Below are 15,934 nucleotides of genomic sequence, written 5' to 3'. Positions count from 1 at the left end.
ACTCAATGATTCGGGGCTTATGGACACAAAACTGGCCCGGCCCGTCCGGACACAATAAAAGCAGTCCTGTGGAAAAGACAATGGGCAAACTGCACCGCCCCTGCGACGGCGTGCGGGATCGCCTTCATCTGGCCAAAAATATCCCGGGGGAGTCGCCAAAGGCGACAGGGGCAGAGCCCCCGCCACAAAGTTTACAGATAGTCCGACCGCTGGAGGCCGTATTTGGCCATCTTTTCATTCAGCGTCCGGCGCGGCAGGCACAGCTCATCCATCACAGACGCGATTGAGCCTTTGTGCCGCCGCATAGTGTTATCGATCAGCATCCGTTCAAAGGCTTCGACATATTCCTTCAGCGGCTTGCCTTCAGTGGTCATGACCGGCTGCATTTCCTCGTGATCCGACATCAACAGCGAGGCGATCGTTCCGGACCCACGGCGCGATTGCAGCACCGCGCGTTCGGCAATGTTGATCAACTGGCGCACGTTCCCCGGCCAGGGTGCCTGCAACAGCTGCGCGGCTTCCTGAGCGCTTACCTGAGGCGCATCGCAGCCGTATTCTTCGGCGAACTGCTCGCTCAGACGGGTAAACAGGGTCAGAATATCCTCGCCCCTCTGGCGCAGGGGCGGCATGGTGATGCGCAAGGCGGCCAGTCGGTAGAACAGGTCCGGCCGTAAGACATCTTCGGAGGTTTTTCCCGCCTCTTGCAGGTTCGAGATCGCTACGATGCGTGTCTCGGCCGGCGTGCCCTGCTCGTTCATCACGCTGAGCAGCTTGGCTTGCAGGGAATCGTTGAGCGCTTCGACATCTTCCAGAACCAGCGTTCCGCCCCGCGCCTCTTCGATGGCGGGCAATTGGGCGTCTTCAGGCATCATCGGCCCAAACAGACGTTTGGCCAACGCGTCTTCCTCGTGCGCCGCGCAGGACACCAGCACGAACTTCTTACCGGCACGGCTGCCAACCGCGTGCAAGGCATGTGCAACAAGCGTCTTTCCGGTCCCTGTCTCTCCGTCGATCAGCACATGGCCATCCGCCTGACCCAGATCGAGGATATCCTCGCGCAGACGTTCCATAACCGGGCTGGCGCCGATCAGCTTGTTCATGATCTGGGTGCCGCCGGACAATTCCCGGCGCAGCGCGCGGTTGTCCAGCGTCAGACGCCGCGCATTGCTGGCCCTTTTGGCCAGTTCCGACATGCGGTCGGGATTGAAGGGTTTTTCAAGGAAGTCGAATGCACCGACACGCATCGCCTCGACAGCCATCGGAACATCGCCGTGACCGGTGATCATGATCACGGGCAACGTGCTGTCAGCGCCCATCAGCTTTTTGAGAAGCTGAATGCCGTCCATTCCGGGCATTTTGATGTCCGAAATCACTATCCCCGGATAATCCGGACCCAACACCTTGAGCGCATCTTCCGCGCTGGCGAAGGTTTCCGTGTCATAGCCGGACAAAGCGAGCCACTGACTGATCGATTGGCGCATGTCCTGTTCATCGTCAACAATGGCAATTTTCATGGCTTGTGCCATAGTCATTCCTCGTTATTCCGCGGCTTCAAGGCCGTCGCTTCCCAGTGCAGGCAACTGCATTTCAAACACCGCACCGCCATATTGGCCGTTGCGTGCAGTCAGCCGTCCCCCATGGTCGTTTACGATCCCCGACGAGATGGCAAGCCCCAGACCAACACCGTCTCCGGGCTGTTTGGTTGTGTAGAACGGCTCGAACAGGTTTTCGATATCCTCGATTCCGTGCCCGTTGTCGCGTACGGTCAGCACAGCCGTGTCACCAGCTGCCAGGATGATTTCCACATCCGGCTCCGCCACTGATTTGGTGGCGTCCAGCGCGTTTCGCAAGAGGTTGACCATGACCTGTTCGATGCGCATTCGGTCCCCCATCACGATCACGGGTTCCTCTGGTACGATCTGTGTGATCTTCACGTGTCGCTGACGCAATTGCGGCTCCATCATCGACAGGGACGAGGCCAGCGCTTCACCAAGATTTACTGGTGAAAACGCATCCGCACCCTTGCGCGCATAAGACTTGAGCTGCCGGGTAATTGCCCCCATCCGTTCGATCAGACCATCGATGCGGCCAAAGCTGGCAAGGGCCTCTTCCGGGCGGTTGCGGCGCAGCAGCAGACGGGCCCCGGCCAGATAGGTTTTCATTGCCGCCAGAGGCTGGTTCAACTCGTGACTGACCGCTGCCGACATCTCGCCTAGGGCGGCCAGTTTCGAGCTTTGCGCAAGCGTCTGTTCCGCCAAATCCAGCGTCTTTTCAACCCGTTCACGTTCAGCGATTTCCCGCTGCAGCCGCGCGTTCAATGCGCGAAGCTCTGCCGACTCGCGCTGGAACAGGGTCATGCGCAACGTGGCACGGCGGCTCAACGCATAGAACGCGAGCGCCAGAAGAATCGCAAACCCCATGATTTCCAGCGCCAGAACGCTGTTCACCTTTTCCCGGATCGAGGCATAGGTCGTGAACGAGGTCATCTGCCAGCCGCGGAACGGAATGCGCGTCTCGATCCGCATCACCGCTTCGCCCTGAAGATAGGCATCAGGCGGCAGCGCGGTCCAATCGGTTGTTGCCCGGATCGCGCGCTGGATCGCCCCTTGTGGCGGTTGGCGCAGCATCGCCGTGTTCTCATCCAGCCCGCGCCAGCGGGGTTCCGTGGACAAAATGATGTTGCCGGTGCTGTCGGTAACCATCACCGCATCCGAGATACCTGCCCAAGCGCGTTCGAACTTTTGCAGGTCAACCTCGACGACGATCACCCCCAGAAACTCGGCCCCGTTCTCCAACCGGCGCGAATACACAAAGCTGTATCCGCCTGCATCCTTGGGAATAACGGAAAATATCGTCGCGTTCGAGCGGATCGCATCCACAAAATAGGGCGTGTTCCGGTGCCCCTCGCCCAACCTGTTCCGGTCGGTCGCGGCAACTGTGCGCCCGTCGCTGTCCAGCAATACCAGTGAGGCCGCGCCGATCTCTTCCACGAATGAAATAAGGCGTTGGGTAGACAGGGTGTAATCGCCTGACTGCAATGCCGAAATCAACGTCGGGTCGCGGGCCAGCAATTGCGGAACAATCGAGTTGCGGCGCAATTCACTCAGCAAGTTGCCCGAATACAGCGTCAGTCGCAGCTCTGCCCGGTTGCGCGTGGATTCGGTGAACCTGTCGGTCAACAGCCGGTTCGTCACCCAGACCGTTGCAATTGTCGCGACCAGCAGAACAAGAACCGCCAGCCGCAACCGCCAGCCCAGCGGCGCACCACGAAACGGTTTCAACATATTTGACCAGCCAGATCGAACTTCTGTGTTCATGGCAAAAGGTTACGCCCCGGCGGGCGAGACCTCAAGTCACGCCGCTTCAAACACACCTGACAATGCGCGGAACAACGCCACCCCGTCTGTGCCGCCATGACCCTGATCAGCTGCGCGTTCGGGGTGCGGCATCATGCCAAGAACGCGGCGGTTTTCCGACAGGATTCCGGCGATATCCCCGATCGAGCCGTTCGGGTTTTCGGCATAGGTAAAAGCGATCCGGTCCTGATCTTTCAGCGCGGCCAGTGTCGCGTCATCCGCAAAATAGTTGCCATCGTGGTGCGCAATCGGAATACCGATCACATCGCCTGCGTTGTAACCGCTGGTAAACGCGCTGTCGCTGGTTTCGACCTTCAGGCCGACGGTCTTGCAGATATATTTCAGCCCGGCATTGCGCAGCAAGGCGCCCGGCAAAATGCCGGTTTCGGTCAGAACCTGAAAACCGTTGCAAATTCCAACGGCATAACCGCCACGTTGCGTGTGTTCGACCACGGCCTTGCAAATCGGCGATTGCGCCGCGATTGCGCCGCAACGCAGGTAATCTCCGTAAGAGAACCCGCCCGGCACACCCACGATATCAATACCTTTGGGCAAAGCCGCGTCTTTGTGCCAGACCATATCGACCTGAAAACCGGCCTGCTCAAAGGCGACGGCAAGATCTCGGTCACAGTTGGATCCGGGGAATACGATTACGGCTGCACGCATGGCGGGCCCTCCTACGAGACAAAATCTGTGACAACCGCAACACCCGGAGGCGTTGGATGGTCAAAAGCGGCAAGCTCGGCGCTTACCTGGTTCAGGGTTATTTTCCGGGTCACCAGCGGGCTCAGGTCGACCCCTTGACCCGCGATCAGCGACAACAGCGACGGATAGCGCCAGCTTGGCATCCCGCGGGTGCCAAATACGGAGAGCTGACCAGAATAGAGCACATCCATCGGCAGCGACATCTGCGCATGGTCCCCTGCGGGCATTCCGATTTGCACCATGCGCCCCATTTTGCGCAGGGATCGCATGGCGGAAACGGTCGTGGCTTGGACGCCAAGTGCCTCGATCGCAACATCGGCGCCGCCACCGGTGATGTCCTTCACCGCCTGAGGGGCATCGCATGTCGCAGCGTTGACCACCGCATCGGCGCCCAGAGTTTCGGCATAGGCCAGCTTGTCCTCGGCGATATCGACAACGATAACACGCGCGCCGAGCGCCTTGCCCAGAAGAATCGTTGATATTCCGACGCCGCCGCCGCCAAAGACAGCGATCCACTCGCCACCCTGTACCTGCGCCCGGCCAACAAGCGCCTGCCACGCCGTGGTTACGCGGCACCCCAATGCGGCGGCGATTTCAGGCGCGATGCTGTCGGGCAAGGATGACAGGTTGGCATCGGCATGAGCCACGGCAACATATTCAGCAAAGGCCCCGTCACAGGTAAAGCCGGGTACGACCTGGTTCGGACAGATTGTCTGATGACCCTGCGCGCAGTCCGGGCAATGCCCACAGGCAAGGATAAAGGGCGCAATCACCCGGTCCCCGACACGCCACCGTGTGACGCGCGCACCAACCGAGACCACCTCGCCGCAAAACTCGTGGCCGGGTGTCATGGGCAGGACAACGTCGGGGTCTGAGCCCGACCAGGCGTGCCAGTCGGACCGGCACACGCCGCAAGCCAGCACCCGCACCACAACACCGTCTTCGGTGGGAACCGGGTCGGGGATCGTCGACACCTCAAGCGGTTGACGATAGGTGATCAGACGCGCGGCCCGCATCAATCAGACCAGTTCGATCTCGTAGCGTTCGATGACGGTGTTGGCCAAAAGCTTTTCGCACATTTCGGTCACGTCTGCCTCGGTCGCGTCATCGGCAAGCTCAAGATCGATGACTTTGCCCTGACGTACACCTTCGACCTGATCAAAGCCCATTGCACCCAATGCGTGCCGTACTGCTTCGCCCTGCGGGTCCAGCACCCCGTTCTTGAGCATCACATGAACCCGTGCTTTCATTTTGGCAACTCCAACTGTGGGCCGCATACAAGGCCCATTTCGTTGCGCGGGGGATAGCGCGCCTGATGGGTTTCGACAACCCTGTTTCAAACGCAGTTTGCCGCAGGCGAGTGACGATCCTGCGCCGTCAGTTGGACCTGAGTAGTTTTGTTGGCGCAGCAGTTGGAAACTTCGGAATAGTCACCTGATCAAACGGCCCGGCCACACGCAAACACCCTGCTCTGCCAACAACATGGCAAAGGCAAAACGCCGCCCTGAGGGGGCGGCGCTGCTGAGAAGGAGTGTTTAGTTGATCAGCGTCGGCTTGGTGACATTACTGGCAGGCAGCACACCCAGCCTTCGGGCGACCTCGGAATAGGCATCTGTCAGGCTGCCCAGATCGCGGCGGAATACATCCTTGTCCAGTTTCTGACCGGTCTTGATATCCCACAGGCGGCAGCTGTCCGGGCTGATTTCGTCCGCAACAACCAGCCGCTGATAGTCGCCTTCAAACACGCGCCCGATTTCGATCTTGAAGTCAACCAGACGGATGCCCACCGCCAGCATCACGCCGCTCAGGAAATCGTTCACGCGCAGCGCAAGGCTGAGGATGTCGTCCATGTCCTGCTGGCTGGCCCAGCCAAACGCGGCGATGTGTTCCTCGGTGACAAGAGGATCGCCCAAGGCGTCATCCTTGAAGCAATATTCAACGATCGGACGTGGCAATTGCGTCCCTTCAGCAATGCCAAGACGTTTCGACATCGAACCCGCCGCGTAATTACGCACGATCACTTCCAGCGGAATGATCTCGCAATTGCGCACCAGTTGTTCGCGCATATTCAGGCGCCGGATGAAGTGGTTCGGAATGCCAATCTGGGTCAGCCCGGTCATGAAGAACTCGGACAAACGGTTGTTCAGCACGCCTTTGCCGTCAATCACGTCCTTCTTCTCGGCGTTGAATGCGGTGGCGTCATCCTTGAAATACTGTACGATGGTGCCCGGCTCAGGGCCTTCATACAGAATTTTGGCCTTGCCTTCGTAGATTTTCTTGCGACGCGCCATAAGCGACCTTTCCAGACTGGCGAAAGGGAATGAGTCCCTTCACGTTGGCGTCCTCATAGTGCAAGCCCTGCGTTCCCGCAAGTTCGCTGCCCCGAGGGCCTTTGACGCAGCGCAAATACCTTGCACCCAGAGTGTCCTATTGTCATATCATCAGTGAGAAACGGTAATCCAAGGGGTCCCCAACCAATGACCACATTCGACGAACGTGAAGCCGCGTTTGAAAGCAAATTCGCCCATGACGAAAAGATGCAGTTTATCGCACGGATGCGCCGCAACCGCTTTATGGCTGTCTGGGCGTCTGCGCTGAAGGGCGAAACTGTTGAACAGGCACGGAAATACGGCCAGGAACTGGTTCATACCGACCTGCAGCATGTCGGCGAGGACGATGTTGTCGAGGCAGTCAAAGCCTACTTGGGTGATCTTGCGGATGAAGCCACGATCCGTTCGAAAATGGCCGAGCTTCTGGTTGAGGCCAAAGAACAGGTGATGGCGGAAGGCGAGCATTGATTGCCTGAAATGCAAAATTCATGATCTTCATGAGTTTTATGAATTTGATTTGACGCCCTGGTCATGAGACATGGGGCGTCTCTGTTTTTTTGCAGCGTTTATACGCTTTTTCTGGAATAACCCTATGACAAACGCGCTGAGCAAACTTCTGGACACCAAAGACGCCATCCTTGCGGACGGTGCAACGGGGACCAACTTATTTAACATGGGTCTGCAATCAGGTGATGCACCTGAGCTGTGGAACGTGGATGCTCCGGACAAGATCAGGGCGCTGTATCAGGGGTCAGTCGATGCGGGCAGCGACCTGTTTCTGACCAATACGTTTGGAGGCACTGCGGCGCGTCTGAAACTGCATGATGCGCAGAACCGCGTGGGCGAGCTGAACCGTATCGGCGCAGAACTCGGACGTGAAGTCGCAGACAAAGCCGGGCGCCCTGTTGTCGTGGCCGGATCGGTTGGACCCACCGGCGAGATTATGGAGCCGGTCGGTAGCCTGTCGCATTCCGAAGCGGTTGAAATGTTCCATGAACAGGCCGAGGCTTTGAAAGCGGGCGGGGTTGACGTTCTTTGGGTAGAAACCATCAGCGCGCCCGAGGAGTTCCGCGCGGCAGCCGAGGCCTTTGCACTGGCCGACATGCCTTGGTGCGGCACGATGAGCTTTGACACGGCCGGGCGCACAATGATGGGTGTCACCTCGGCCGATCTTGCGCTTTTGGTTGAAACCTTGCCAAACCCACCGATCGCTTTTGGGGCCAATTGTGGTACCGGCGCGTCGGATATCCTGCGCACGGTTCTGGGTTTTGCAGCGCAAGGCACCGAGCGCCCGCTGATATCTAAGGGCAATGCGGGCATTCCGAAATACGTGGATGGCCATATCCACTATGACGGGACACCCGAACTGATGGGTCGGTATGCTGCCATGGCGCGGGATTCGGGCGCCACAATCATCGGCGGGTGCTGCGGCACCATGCCCGATCATCTGCGCAAAATGCGCGAAGCGCTGGATACCACTTCGCGCGGCGAGCGCCCGACACTGGATCAGATCACCGAGGCATTGGGGCCGTTTTCGTCTGCTTCCGACGGAACCGAGGACGACGCGGGCCCCGAACGCCGTACGCGTCGCCGCCGCCGCGCCTAACGCTTATCAACGCCCTTCGAATTTCGGAGGGCGTTTTTCCATGAACGCCACTACACCTTCAGCAAAATCCCGCGACCGGCCACATTCGCCTTGAAGATGCGCCTCGGTCGCAAGCTGCTGCTGCAGTGTGTTTTCGTACGTCCCGCGAATGGCACGTTTGATCGCGCCATAGGCCGCAGTTGGACCTTTGGCCAGATATTCTGCCCTTTTGTGCCAATGTGCGGCAAACGCATCATCGGGCACAGCTTCCCAGATCATGCCCCATTCTTCGGCCTGCCGGGCGCTGATCTTGTCAGCAAACAAGGCGGCCCCCATCGCTTTGGCCAAGCCCATCTGGCGCGGCATGAACCAGGTGCCCCCGGCATCGGGCAGCAAGCCGATACGTGCAAACGCCTGTAGGAAATACGCACTCTCCGTTGCAATAACCACATCCGCACACAGCGCAAGGTTGGCCCCTGCCCCCGCAGCAGGTCCGTTTACAGCCGCGATCGTCGGAACCGGACAGCTGTGGATGGTTTCCAGCATCGGCTCGTATTCGTCGCGCAATGACCGTTCCAGATCGATCTTGCCGGTTGATGATGCATCGCCCAGATCCTGCCCGGAACAAAACGCCGGCCCTGCCCCGGTGATAACGATACAGCGCGCTTTAACCGCGGCGTCTTTCATCGCGTGGGTAATCTCTGCCCGCATCCGAGTGGTCAGCGCGTTCATCTTGTCCGGTCTGTTCAGGGTCAGAACCGCCAGACCGTCCGATATGTCCAATAGAACCGTTTCGTAATTCATGAAGACTTTTCCCTCGCGCCACGTGTTTCAGCACGTTTACTTGTCCGGGCAGGTTGGGAAAAGCAGAACCAAACGTCAGTCTTCAAGAATTTGGCGAAGGCGTTCCTGTTCTTCCGCGCTTAGAGCTTCGGTTTCACCTGAAACCTGCGCCCTGGCGCGTGTGCGAAGAAAGTTCAACCCGACTGCGGCAGCGATCAGCAACATGATCGGCCCGGCAAGCCACAACAGCAGATTCGAGCCGCTGGTGGTGGGCTTGAGCAAGACATATTCGCCGTAGCGGTCAACGATAAACGCGACGGCCTCTTCGTCGGTGTCACCCGCAACCAACCGTTCGCGTAAAAGAAGACGCAGATCGCGCGCCAGTTCAGCGTTGCTTTCGTCAATGCTTTCATTGCGACACACCAAACATCGCAACCCGACACTCAGGTCGCGCGCGCGCTGCTCCAGAACAGGGTCGTCCAGAACCTCATCAGGTTGTACCGCAAACACCGGCGCTGCCAGCAGCAGCAAGATCAGAACAAGGCGTCTCATTCCGCAGGTACTCCGCCAGCTGGTGTTTTTCGCGCACCTGCGGCGACGCGGAACCGCCTGTCGCTCAGGCTGAGGACACCACCGAGCGCCATCAGGATACAACCACCCCAGATCCAGTTCGCCAAAGGCTTGATATAGGTTCGCATGACCCAGCCGCCATCTGCCTGCTGATCCCCGATGACGACGTAAAGATCACCAAGAAAACGATAGTCAATCGCGGCCTCGGTCGTCGGCATGCGTGCAACGGGATAATCCCGTTTCTCGGGATGCAGCGTTCCAATGGCGCGACCGCCCTTTTCGACCAGAACATCAGCCGTGGTTGAAAAATAGTTCGGCCCCTGAACCCGTCGCACGTCCTGCAACGTCAGTGTGAACTGACCTACTTCGAAGGGCTGGTTCAGCTGCGCCACACGGATATCTTCTGCCTCCCATGCGGTCAGACCGGCAATCGCAAAGATCGTCACCCCAAGGCCTGTATGGGCAACTGCCTTACCCCAATCGGCGCCTGGAAGTCGGATCAGACGTTTGAAGCTGCCATTGCGGCCTGTCCGGCTCCACAAATCAATGGCTGCACCGAATGTGATCCATGCCCCCAGGAACAGGCCTACGGGCCCTAACGCGCTGCGGCCGGTCTGCATGGCCCAAACCAACAGCGCAATCGCCAGCGCGAGACCAAAGGCATAGCGCAGGGACCAAGCCGTTTTGCCCAGCCGACCGCGTTTCCACGGCAGCATCGCCCCGATTGGCAGGATCAACCCCAGCAAAACCATGAACGGAGAAAACGCCGCGTTGAAAAACGGTGCCCCAACCGAAAGTTTGCGGTCAAACATCATCTCGGCCACCATCGGCCACATCGTCCCGACAAAGACAACGAAACAACTGACCGCCAGAAGGACATTGTTCACGATCAGCGCGCTTTCGCGGCTGACCATGCCGAAAACGCCCTTGGCCTCCATCGCCTGTGCCCGTGCGGCAAACAGGGTAAGCGCGCCGCCGATGAAGAAGACCAGAATGATCAGGATGAATACACCGCGCTCCGGATCATTGGCAAATGCGTGAACCGAGGTCAGTAGCCCTGATCGCACGATAAACGTACCGATGAGGGAAAATCCAAACGCGATGATTGCCAGCAGAATGGTCCAGCTTTTCAATGCTTCGCGTTTTTCCACAACAATTGCCGAGTGCAACAGCGCCGCCGCCAGCAGCCAGGGCATGAAGGACGCGTTTTCGACCGGGTCCCAGAACCAGAAGCCGCCCCAGCCCAACTCGTAATAGGCCCACCAGGATCCCAGCGCGATACCGATAGTCAGGAAAACCCAGGCCGCCAGCGTCCAGGGGCGTACCCACCGGCCCCAGGCCGCATCGATACGCCCTTCGATCAGGGCAGCAATCGCAAAGCTGAATGCCATGCTCAGCCCGACATAGCCGAGGTACAGAAACGGCGGGTGGAAGGCCAGCCCGGGGTCTTGCAGCAGCGGGTTCAGGTCGCGCCCGTCAAACGGCGCGATGGCAAGCCGGTCAAACGGGTTCGACGTGAACAGGATAAAACCGAAAAACGCCACGGCAATAGCCGATTGAACGGCCAGAACACGGGCTTTGAGTGTCGGTGGCAAGCCACCACCAAAGAAGGCCGCCATCGCACCAAACAGGGTGACGATCAGCACCCACAGCAGCATAGATCCTTCGTGGTTGCCCCATGTTCCACTGATCTTGTACAGCATCGGCTTTGCTGTGTGGCTATTCTCGACCACAATCCTGAGGGAGAAGTCAGACGTTACAAACGCCCAGATCAATGCACCAAATGCAAACGCTGTCAGCAGGAACTGGACGATCGCGGCGGGCTCTGCAAAGCCCATCCAGCCGGCCCAGCGTTTTGAGGCGCCGATCAGGGGAACAACGCTTTGCACAATTGCGACAAAGAACGCGAGGATCAGGGTGAAGTGGCCAAGCTCTGTAATCATGCCCCGGAATATACGCCGGTGCGGAACCGGGGGCCATGACCTTTAGCTTGTTCTGCACGCACAAAGTGTCGCGGGTCAGATACCGCGAAGCTTTCGCCAATCGTTCAGCGCCTGGTTTTCCTCGGGACGTATGACATCGCTGTTCAGCACAGAATCCGGGCCGGGATCAGCAACTCCCGGGCTGTCGCTCTGCATCGTGCGCAAGGCCTCAATATTGCTCATGACCGTTGGCAGTTGCGTCATGGTTGAGCGGATATCCCGCTGAAAATCCTGCATTTTACTTTGGTGGCGCGCGCCAAAGTAAAACGATACGATCACGCCCAGCAACCACCACAGTGGTTCTGGGACCAAGGCTATGCCCTGCATCCGTGCGGCAAACCATATTGGGTCGACCATGGCGGCAACAAACAAGCCAAGCGTTCCCAATGCCAGCGCCGGGCGCGGTAACCTGTTCACGCCGTCCATGACACGGTCAAACAGCCCCTTTTGAGGTGCCTGAAATTCAGAGCCAAACTGTAACATGGCCTGAGTTTGAATCTCATTGGCGCGTACTGCGCTTGCTTCGGTGTTTTCACGATAGAGTTCTGCGGTTTCCTGTAAGACGTTGCGCCCGTTACCAAACAAAAGCGCCAGCACACCTGAAATCAGCCCCATGCCGCGATCCTTCTGGTAAATTCGCTGTCCGAAAGATGATAACGCGGCGAAAGAAACTCTTCGGCCCGTATTATCCAGCCACCTTTGCCGCCTGAACGGTTGCGCGCGTATTTTCTGGATGCAGGCCGTCGATCAGCAAGGCGAAAATAGTAGTTTCGCCGCGCAATCCCGTAGGCGTCGCGCAGGACGTCGGGCTCTGGCTGCGCCGCGCTTTGGCAGGCCGCCACGGTTTGCGGGCCTATCACGCCGTCGGAGGTGACGTTAAACCCCATTTCCTGTAGCAGCCGCTGAAGGATCTTGACCGCCTGCGCACCCGCATTCACATACATGTCGAAAACCGAAGCATGCAGGGTTTCGGGAAGCTCCGCAATGTGCGGCTTGTCGAAATAGTGCTGCACAAAGATGTCGACCGCTTGCCGAGGGGACAATGCGCGCACATCCGCCTCGTCAACCCGGCCGTCGCCAGTCAGATCCAAACCCAGCCTGCGCAGGGTGTGAATCGTGACCCCGAACTTGGTTGCCCCGCCCGGATCGTCGGGGTCATCAACAAAGCCCCCTTCACGGGCCACAATCTCTTTGGCAATTTGCCGAACCGTTTGCATACCACCCTCGTAACGTTAGGTGGCCACACCGTTTCCGACAGATATTAATGATTTAAAACGAAACGGAGCGCTGCATGCACCATGCACGCAACGCTCCGTAACAGATTCAAACGGCTTCAGCTTTCTTCCGCGCCTTTGTAGACACCTTGCTCTTTCAGAGCGTCCATGACCTCTTTCGGCATGTAGGTCTCATCATGTTTGGCAAGAATTTCAGTCGCTTCAAAGACGCCGTTCACGTAACTTCCCGTGCCGATCATTCCCTGATTTTCCGAGAAAAGGTCAGGTAGAACACCTGTGAACGAGACCGGAACGCTTTCGCCGCCATCCGTTACAACAAAACGGATGGTTTCGCCCTGTCCGCGGATGATCGAGCCTTCTTCGACCAAGCCGCCAATCCGAAACACTTCAGTCGGTTTCGGCGGCTCTGCAATCACCTCGCTGGGCGAGCGGAAAAAGTTGATCCCGTCCTGCAATGCCCAACCAATCAACGCAGTTGCCGCCACCAAGGCAACAACTGCCACCAGAATGACTTGTACACGCCGACGTTTCTTGAGCGTTTTCATACCATCCTCACGGGAAAAGCGGGGCCATCATCAGGCCCAGAGTTTCATCTTCACCTAACATCAGGTTCGCGTTCTGCAAGGCTTGCCCACTGCTACCTTTTGTCAGGTTGTCCAGCGCCGCAATCACAATTGCGCGCCGCTCAATCCGATCGGCCACAACACCGATGTGACAGAAATTCGACCCCCGCACATGGTGGGTCGAAGGGGTCTCACCCATCGGCAGCATCTGGATGAACGGCTCATCCGCATAGGCTTTGGCAAGCGTTTCGTAGATGCTGTGCGGGTCACCCTTCACATAGGTTGTGGCCAGAATACCCCTGTTTGCAGGGATAAGGTGGGGCGTGAACTGCACATGCACAGCCCGACCGGCAAGTTTCGAAAACTCCTGATCGAACTCGCCAAGATGCCTGTGTGTCCCACCGACGGAATAGGCATTGCTGCCTTCACTCAGTTCAGCGTGCAGCAGGTTTTCCTTCAGTGACCGCCCTGCCCCTGATACGGCGCATTTCAGATCAAGAACGATATCGTCCAGATCAATGACCCCGGCAGATATCAGTGGCCGCAGAACATATTGCCCGGTCGCCGCATTGCACCCGGTACCCGCAACAAGCCGTGCCGTCTTGATGTCTTCGCGGTAGAACTCGGTGAGACCATAAATCGCCTCTTCCTGCTGTTTTAGCGCGATATGCGGATTACCGTACCATTTTTCGTACTCGTCGGGGTCTGCCAGCCGGAAGTCTGCGGACAGGTCAATGATTTTCAGGTCTTTCGGCAAGTCCCGGATCACTTCCTGACTGGTTTTGTGCGGCAAGGCGCAAAAACACAGGTCGACCTGCGCAAAGTCGATCTCGGAGATTTTGCACAGATCCGGCAGATCCATGTGGCGCAGATGCGGGAAGACCTGCGCCATGGTCATGCCAGCCTTACGTTCGGCGGCCAGCGCGACGATATCCATGTTCGGGTGCTCGGCGATCAGCCGCACCAGTTCAGCGCCAGTATAGCCCGAAGCGCCCAGAATTGCGATTTTGTGGGTCATGTTAGACCTCTTTCACTTGAGTGTCACATGTCTCGACCGCCGATGCGACGGCCTTGAAATAAGGGAAGCAGAGCGGCTGCGTCCTTGACCTAAGTCAGGCAGCCTGGAACGTGATTTGTCGTCGGAGGAACTGCGTCGCCCGGTCGCTGACAACATTGGGTTTGCCTGTTGTCAGGAAACCACTTGGGCCGTCGCCCAACATGGTGGGGTGACGTTGCAGGTAATCTGCCAGACTGTCAGCAACAAGCGCACCCTGGCTGTAAACCTGCACATCTTCACCCAACGCCGCCTGAAATGCTTCGGCCATCAACGGGTAATGCGTGCAGCCCAGAATAGCGGCCTGAGGTTCCGGCATTTTGCGCTTGAGCGCATCCACATGGCTGCGCACCAAGGCTTCGGCCAGGATCATGTCGCCATCTTCTATGGCATCCACAACGCCGCCACAGGCCTGTGCCTCGACATCCACACCGATGGCCCGAAAGGCCAATTCACGCTGAAAAGCCCGACTGGATACCGTGGCAGGCGTTGCAAACAATGCCACATGTTTGACGGCCACTTCGCGCGGCGGAGAATTGTCACCCCATTGCCGTTCGGTCAGCGCTTCGATCAACGGGACAAAAACGCCAAGAACGCGTTTGCCGCTGGGCACGCCCTCTTCCTGCATGCGCCGCAACGCTGCGGCGCTGGCCGTGTTGCAGGCCAGAATCACCAGATTGCAGCCACGCGACCACAGATCCTGAACCGCCTTGCGGGTCAGTTGATAGATATCCTCGGCATCACGCACACCGTATGGCGCGTGTGCACTATCTGCAAAATACAGGAAATCAACGTCCGGCAGACGTTGCTGCGCGGCACTCAGGACGGTCAGACCGCCCAAACCGGAATCGAAGATACCTACTGCCATTAGATCCTTCAGGCGCGATGCCGTTCCTCAAACTCATAGCCGTAATCATAAGACTTCAACGGCGTTGGAGACAGCTCATACGTGGCTTTGCGCAGGAAATCCATCATCTTGCGCGTATCCTTGCTGAGCGGGTCCAGAATGTCACGGCGTATCGGCTCTCCGATCACGACTTTCACCGATGTATCAACGCGTTTCTTGAACTCTTTAATCAGCAGGCCCATGCGCAAAGTACTGTGCAGATGGCTGGCGATCTGAAACAGACGAGACGTGTGGCCATCAAAGAAAACCGGAACAACCGTGGCATTCGATTTGGCCACCATCCGCGCGGTAAACCCGCGCCAACCCGGATCCATGGGGTGGGAAAACGGCTTAACCCCGGTGCTGACCGTCCCGCCGGGAAAAATGCCGATCGCGCCGCCTTCGCCCAGATAGCTGAGCGCGGTTTTGCGGGTCTCAAGGTTCAGTTGCATCGCCTCTTTCGTTTCATCAAACGAAATTGGCAAAATGATGCGATTCAGGTCTTCGGCCTTGCGAAACACCCGATGGGCCAGAATGCGGAAATCACCCCGTGTCTCGGACAGGATATGTCCCATCATCAGGCCATCCAGAATTCCGTAGGGATGATTGGCAATCAGGATCAGAGGGCCGTCTTTCGGAATATTCGAAAGCGATCCCCCTACCACGTCCAGTGTCAGCCCATAGCGGTCAACCATTACGGCCCAAAAGTCGCGCCCATTGGCAACGTCTTTCTCGTACCCGTCCGCGCGTTTGATCAGGCGCATACGGCCCGTCGTGTTCTCCATCAGCTTGATGACCATCCGCCCGCCTTTGGTTTCAGCGGAATGCGCGTAGGAAATGTCGCGAACGGCATGACGACGAGAAGGCATATGGGTCTCCGGTTTG

At 58.1% G+C, this 15,934-nt stretch carries 17 protein-coding genes; 2 read left to right on the top strand and 15 right to left on the bottom strand.

Features of this window, described 5'->3' with window-relative positions:
* Positions 1-191 precede the first annotated feature (191 nt).
* The 6 genes from ACR0M3_RS01175 to purC form a co-directional block, all read right to left on the bottom strand.
* Positions 192-1,526 carry a sigma-54-dependent transcriptional regulator gene (locus ACR0M3_RS01175; protein WP_480476731.1) on the bottom strand — a complete coding sequence of 445 codons (1,335 nt, stop codon included), beginning with the start codon at positions 1,524-1,526 and terminating at the stop codon, positions 192-194.
* Positions 1,527-1,538: 12 nt separating this feature from the next.
* Positions 1,539-3,284: a sensor histidine kinase gene (locus tag ACR0M3_RS01170; RefSeq protein ID WP_480481076.1), complete on the bottom strand. Its 1,746-nt coding sequence runs from the start codon at positions 3,282-3,284 to the stop codon at positions 1,539-1,541.
* A gap of 69 nt (positions 3,285-3,353) precedes the next feature.
* Positions 3,354-4,022 carry a phosphoribosylformylglycinamidine synthase subunit PurQ gene (gene purQ, locus ACR0M3_RS01165; protein ID WP_480909326.1) on the bottom strand — a complete coding sequence of 223 codons (669 nt, stop codon included), beginning with the start codon at positions 4,020-4,022 and terminating at the stop codon, positions 3,354-3,356.
* An 11-nt stretch (positions 4,023-4,033) separates the two neighbouring features.
* Positions 4,034-5,077 (bottom strand): zinc-dependent alcohol dehydrogenase family protein, encoded by a 1,044-nt coding sequence (locus ACR0M3_RS01160; protein WP_480909323.1) that lies wholly within the window; start codon positions 5,075-5,077, stop codon positions 4,034-4,036.
* A 3-nt stretch (positions 5,078-5,080) separates the two neighbouring features.
* A complete protein-coding gene (gene purS / locus ACR0M3_RS01155; RefSeq protein ID WP_480909320.1) occupies positions 5,081-5,311 on the bottom strand; it encodes a phosphoribosylformylglycinamidine synthase subunit PurS in 231 nt (76 codons plus the stop codon).
* 285 nt (positions 5,312-5,596) lie between these two features.
* The gene (gene purC / locus ACR0M3_RS01150; protein WP_209504015.1) at positions 5,597-6,352 is read right to left on the bottom strand and encodes a phosphoribosylaminoimidazolesuccinocarboxamide synthase; all 756 of its coding nucleotides are present in this window, start codon (positions 6,350-6,352) and stop codon (positions 5,597-5,599) included.
* A gap of 186 nt (positions 6,353-6,538) precedes the next feature.
* Between purC and ACR0M3_RS01145 the strand changes: the two genes are divergently transcribed.
* Complete coding sequence (locus tag ACR0M3_RS01145) at positions 6,539-6,859, top strand: DUF1476 domain-containing protein (protein ID WP_267364605.1); 321 nt, start codon at positions 6,539-6,541, stop codon at positions 6,857-6,859.
* A 124-nt stretch (positions 6,860-6,983) separates the two neighbouring features.
* The gene (gene bmt, locus ACR0M3_RS01140) at positions 6,984-7,997 is read left to right on the top strand and encodes a betaine--homocysteine S-methyltransferase (RefSeq protein WP_267364607.1); all 1,014 of its coding nucleotides are present in this window, start codon (positions 6,984-6,986) and stop codon (positions 7,995-7,997) included.
* Positions 7,998-8,003: 6 nt separating this feature from the next.
* On the opposite strand, the gene ACR0M3_RS01135 is transcribed toward bmt, so the two are convergent.
* The 9 genes from ACR0M3_RS01135 to ACR0M3_RS01095 form a co-directional block, all read right to left on the bottom strand.
* Positions 8,004-8,780 carry an enoyl-CoA hydratase-related protein gene (locus tag ACR0M3_RS01135; protein ID WP_209504018.1) on the bottom strand — a complete coding sequence of 259 codons (777 nt, stop codon included), beginning with the start codon at positions 8,778-8,780 and terminating at the stop codon, positions 8,004-8,006.
* 75 nt (positions 8,781-8,855) lie between these two features.
* Entirely contained in the window at positions 8,856-9,311 is a 456-nt protein-coding gene (locus ACR0M3_RS01130) for a cytochrome c-type biogenesis protein (RefSeq protein WP_480564891.1), read from the bottom strand.
* On the bottom strand, positions 9,308-11,272 hold the full coding sequence (locus ACR0M3_RS01125; RefSeq protein ID WP_480909317.1) for a heme lyase CcmF/NrfE family subunit: 1,965 nt from the start codon (positions 11,270-11,272) through the stop codon (positions 9,308-9,310). The genes ACR0M3_RS01130 and ACR0M3_RS01125 overlap by 4 nt, the downstream gene beginning before the upstream one ends.
* Before the next feature lie 75 nt (positions 11,273-11,347).
* Entirely contained in the window at positions 11,348-11,926 is a 579-nt protein-coding gene (locus tag ACR0M3_RS01120; protein ID WP_480505297.1) for a holin family protein, read from the bottom strand.
* Positions 11,917-12,528 (bottom strand): holin-associated N-acetylmuramidase, encoded by a 612-nt coding sequence (locus tag ACR0M3_RS01115; RefSeq protein WP_480909314.1) that lies wholly within the window; start codon positions 12,526-12,528, stop codon positions 11,917-11,919. The genes ACR0M3_RS01120 and ACR0M3_RS01115 overlap by 10 nt, the downstream gene beginning before the upstream one ends.
* 116 nt (positions 12,529-12,644) lie before the next feature.
* Positions 12,645-13,091 carry a cytochrome c maturation protein CcmE gene (gene ccmE, locus ACR0M3_RS01110; RefSeq protein ID WP_209504023.1) on the bottom strand — a complete coding sequence of 149 codons (447 nt, stop codon included), beginning with the start codon at positions 13,089-13,091 and terminating at the stop codon, positions 12,645-12,647.
* A gap of 7 nt (positions 13,092-13,098) precedes the next feature.
* A complete protein-coding gene (gene argC, locus ACR0M3_RS01105; protein ID WP_480505301.1) occupies positions 13,099-14,127 on the bottom strand; it encodes an N-acetyl-gamma-glutamyl-phosphate reductase in 1,029 nt (342 codons plus the stop codon).
* A 94-nt stretch (positions 14,128-14,221) separates the two neighbouring features.
* Entirely contained in the window at positions 14,222-15,031 is an 810-nt protein-coding gene (murI, locus tag ACR0M3_RS01100) for a glutamate racemase (RefSeq protein WP_480505303.1), read from the bottom strand.
* Between the two features lie 8 nt (positions 15,032-15,039).
* Positions 15,040-15,918, bottom strand: coding sequence for a lysophospholipid acyltransferase family protein (locus tag ACR0M3_RS01095; protein WP_480909310.1), 879 nt, complete (start codon positions 15,916-15,918; stop codon positions 15,040-15,042).
* Between the last annotated feature and the right edge of the window lie 16 nt (positions 15,919-15,934).

This window comes from Ruegeria sp. O5, from assembly GCF_056535105.1.
Note: the sequence above shows the minus strand (reverse complement) of the source record. Positions and strands in the feature narration are given on the sequence as shown.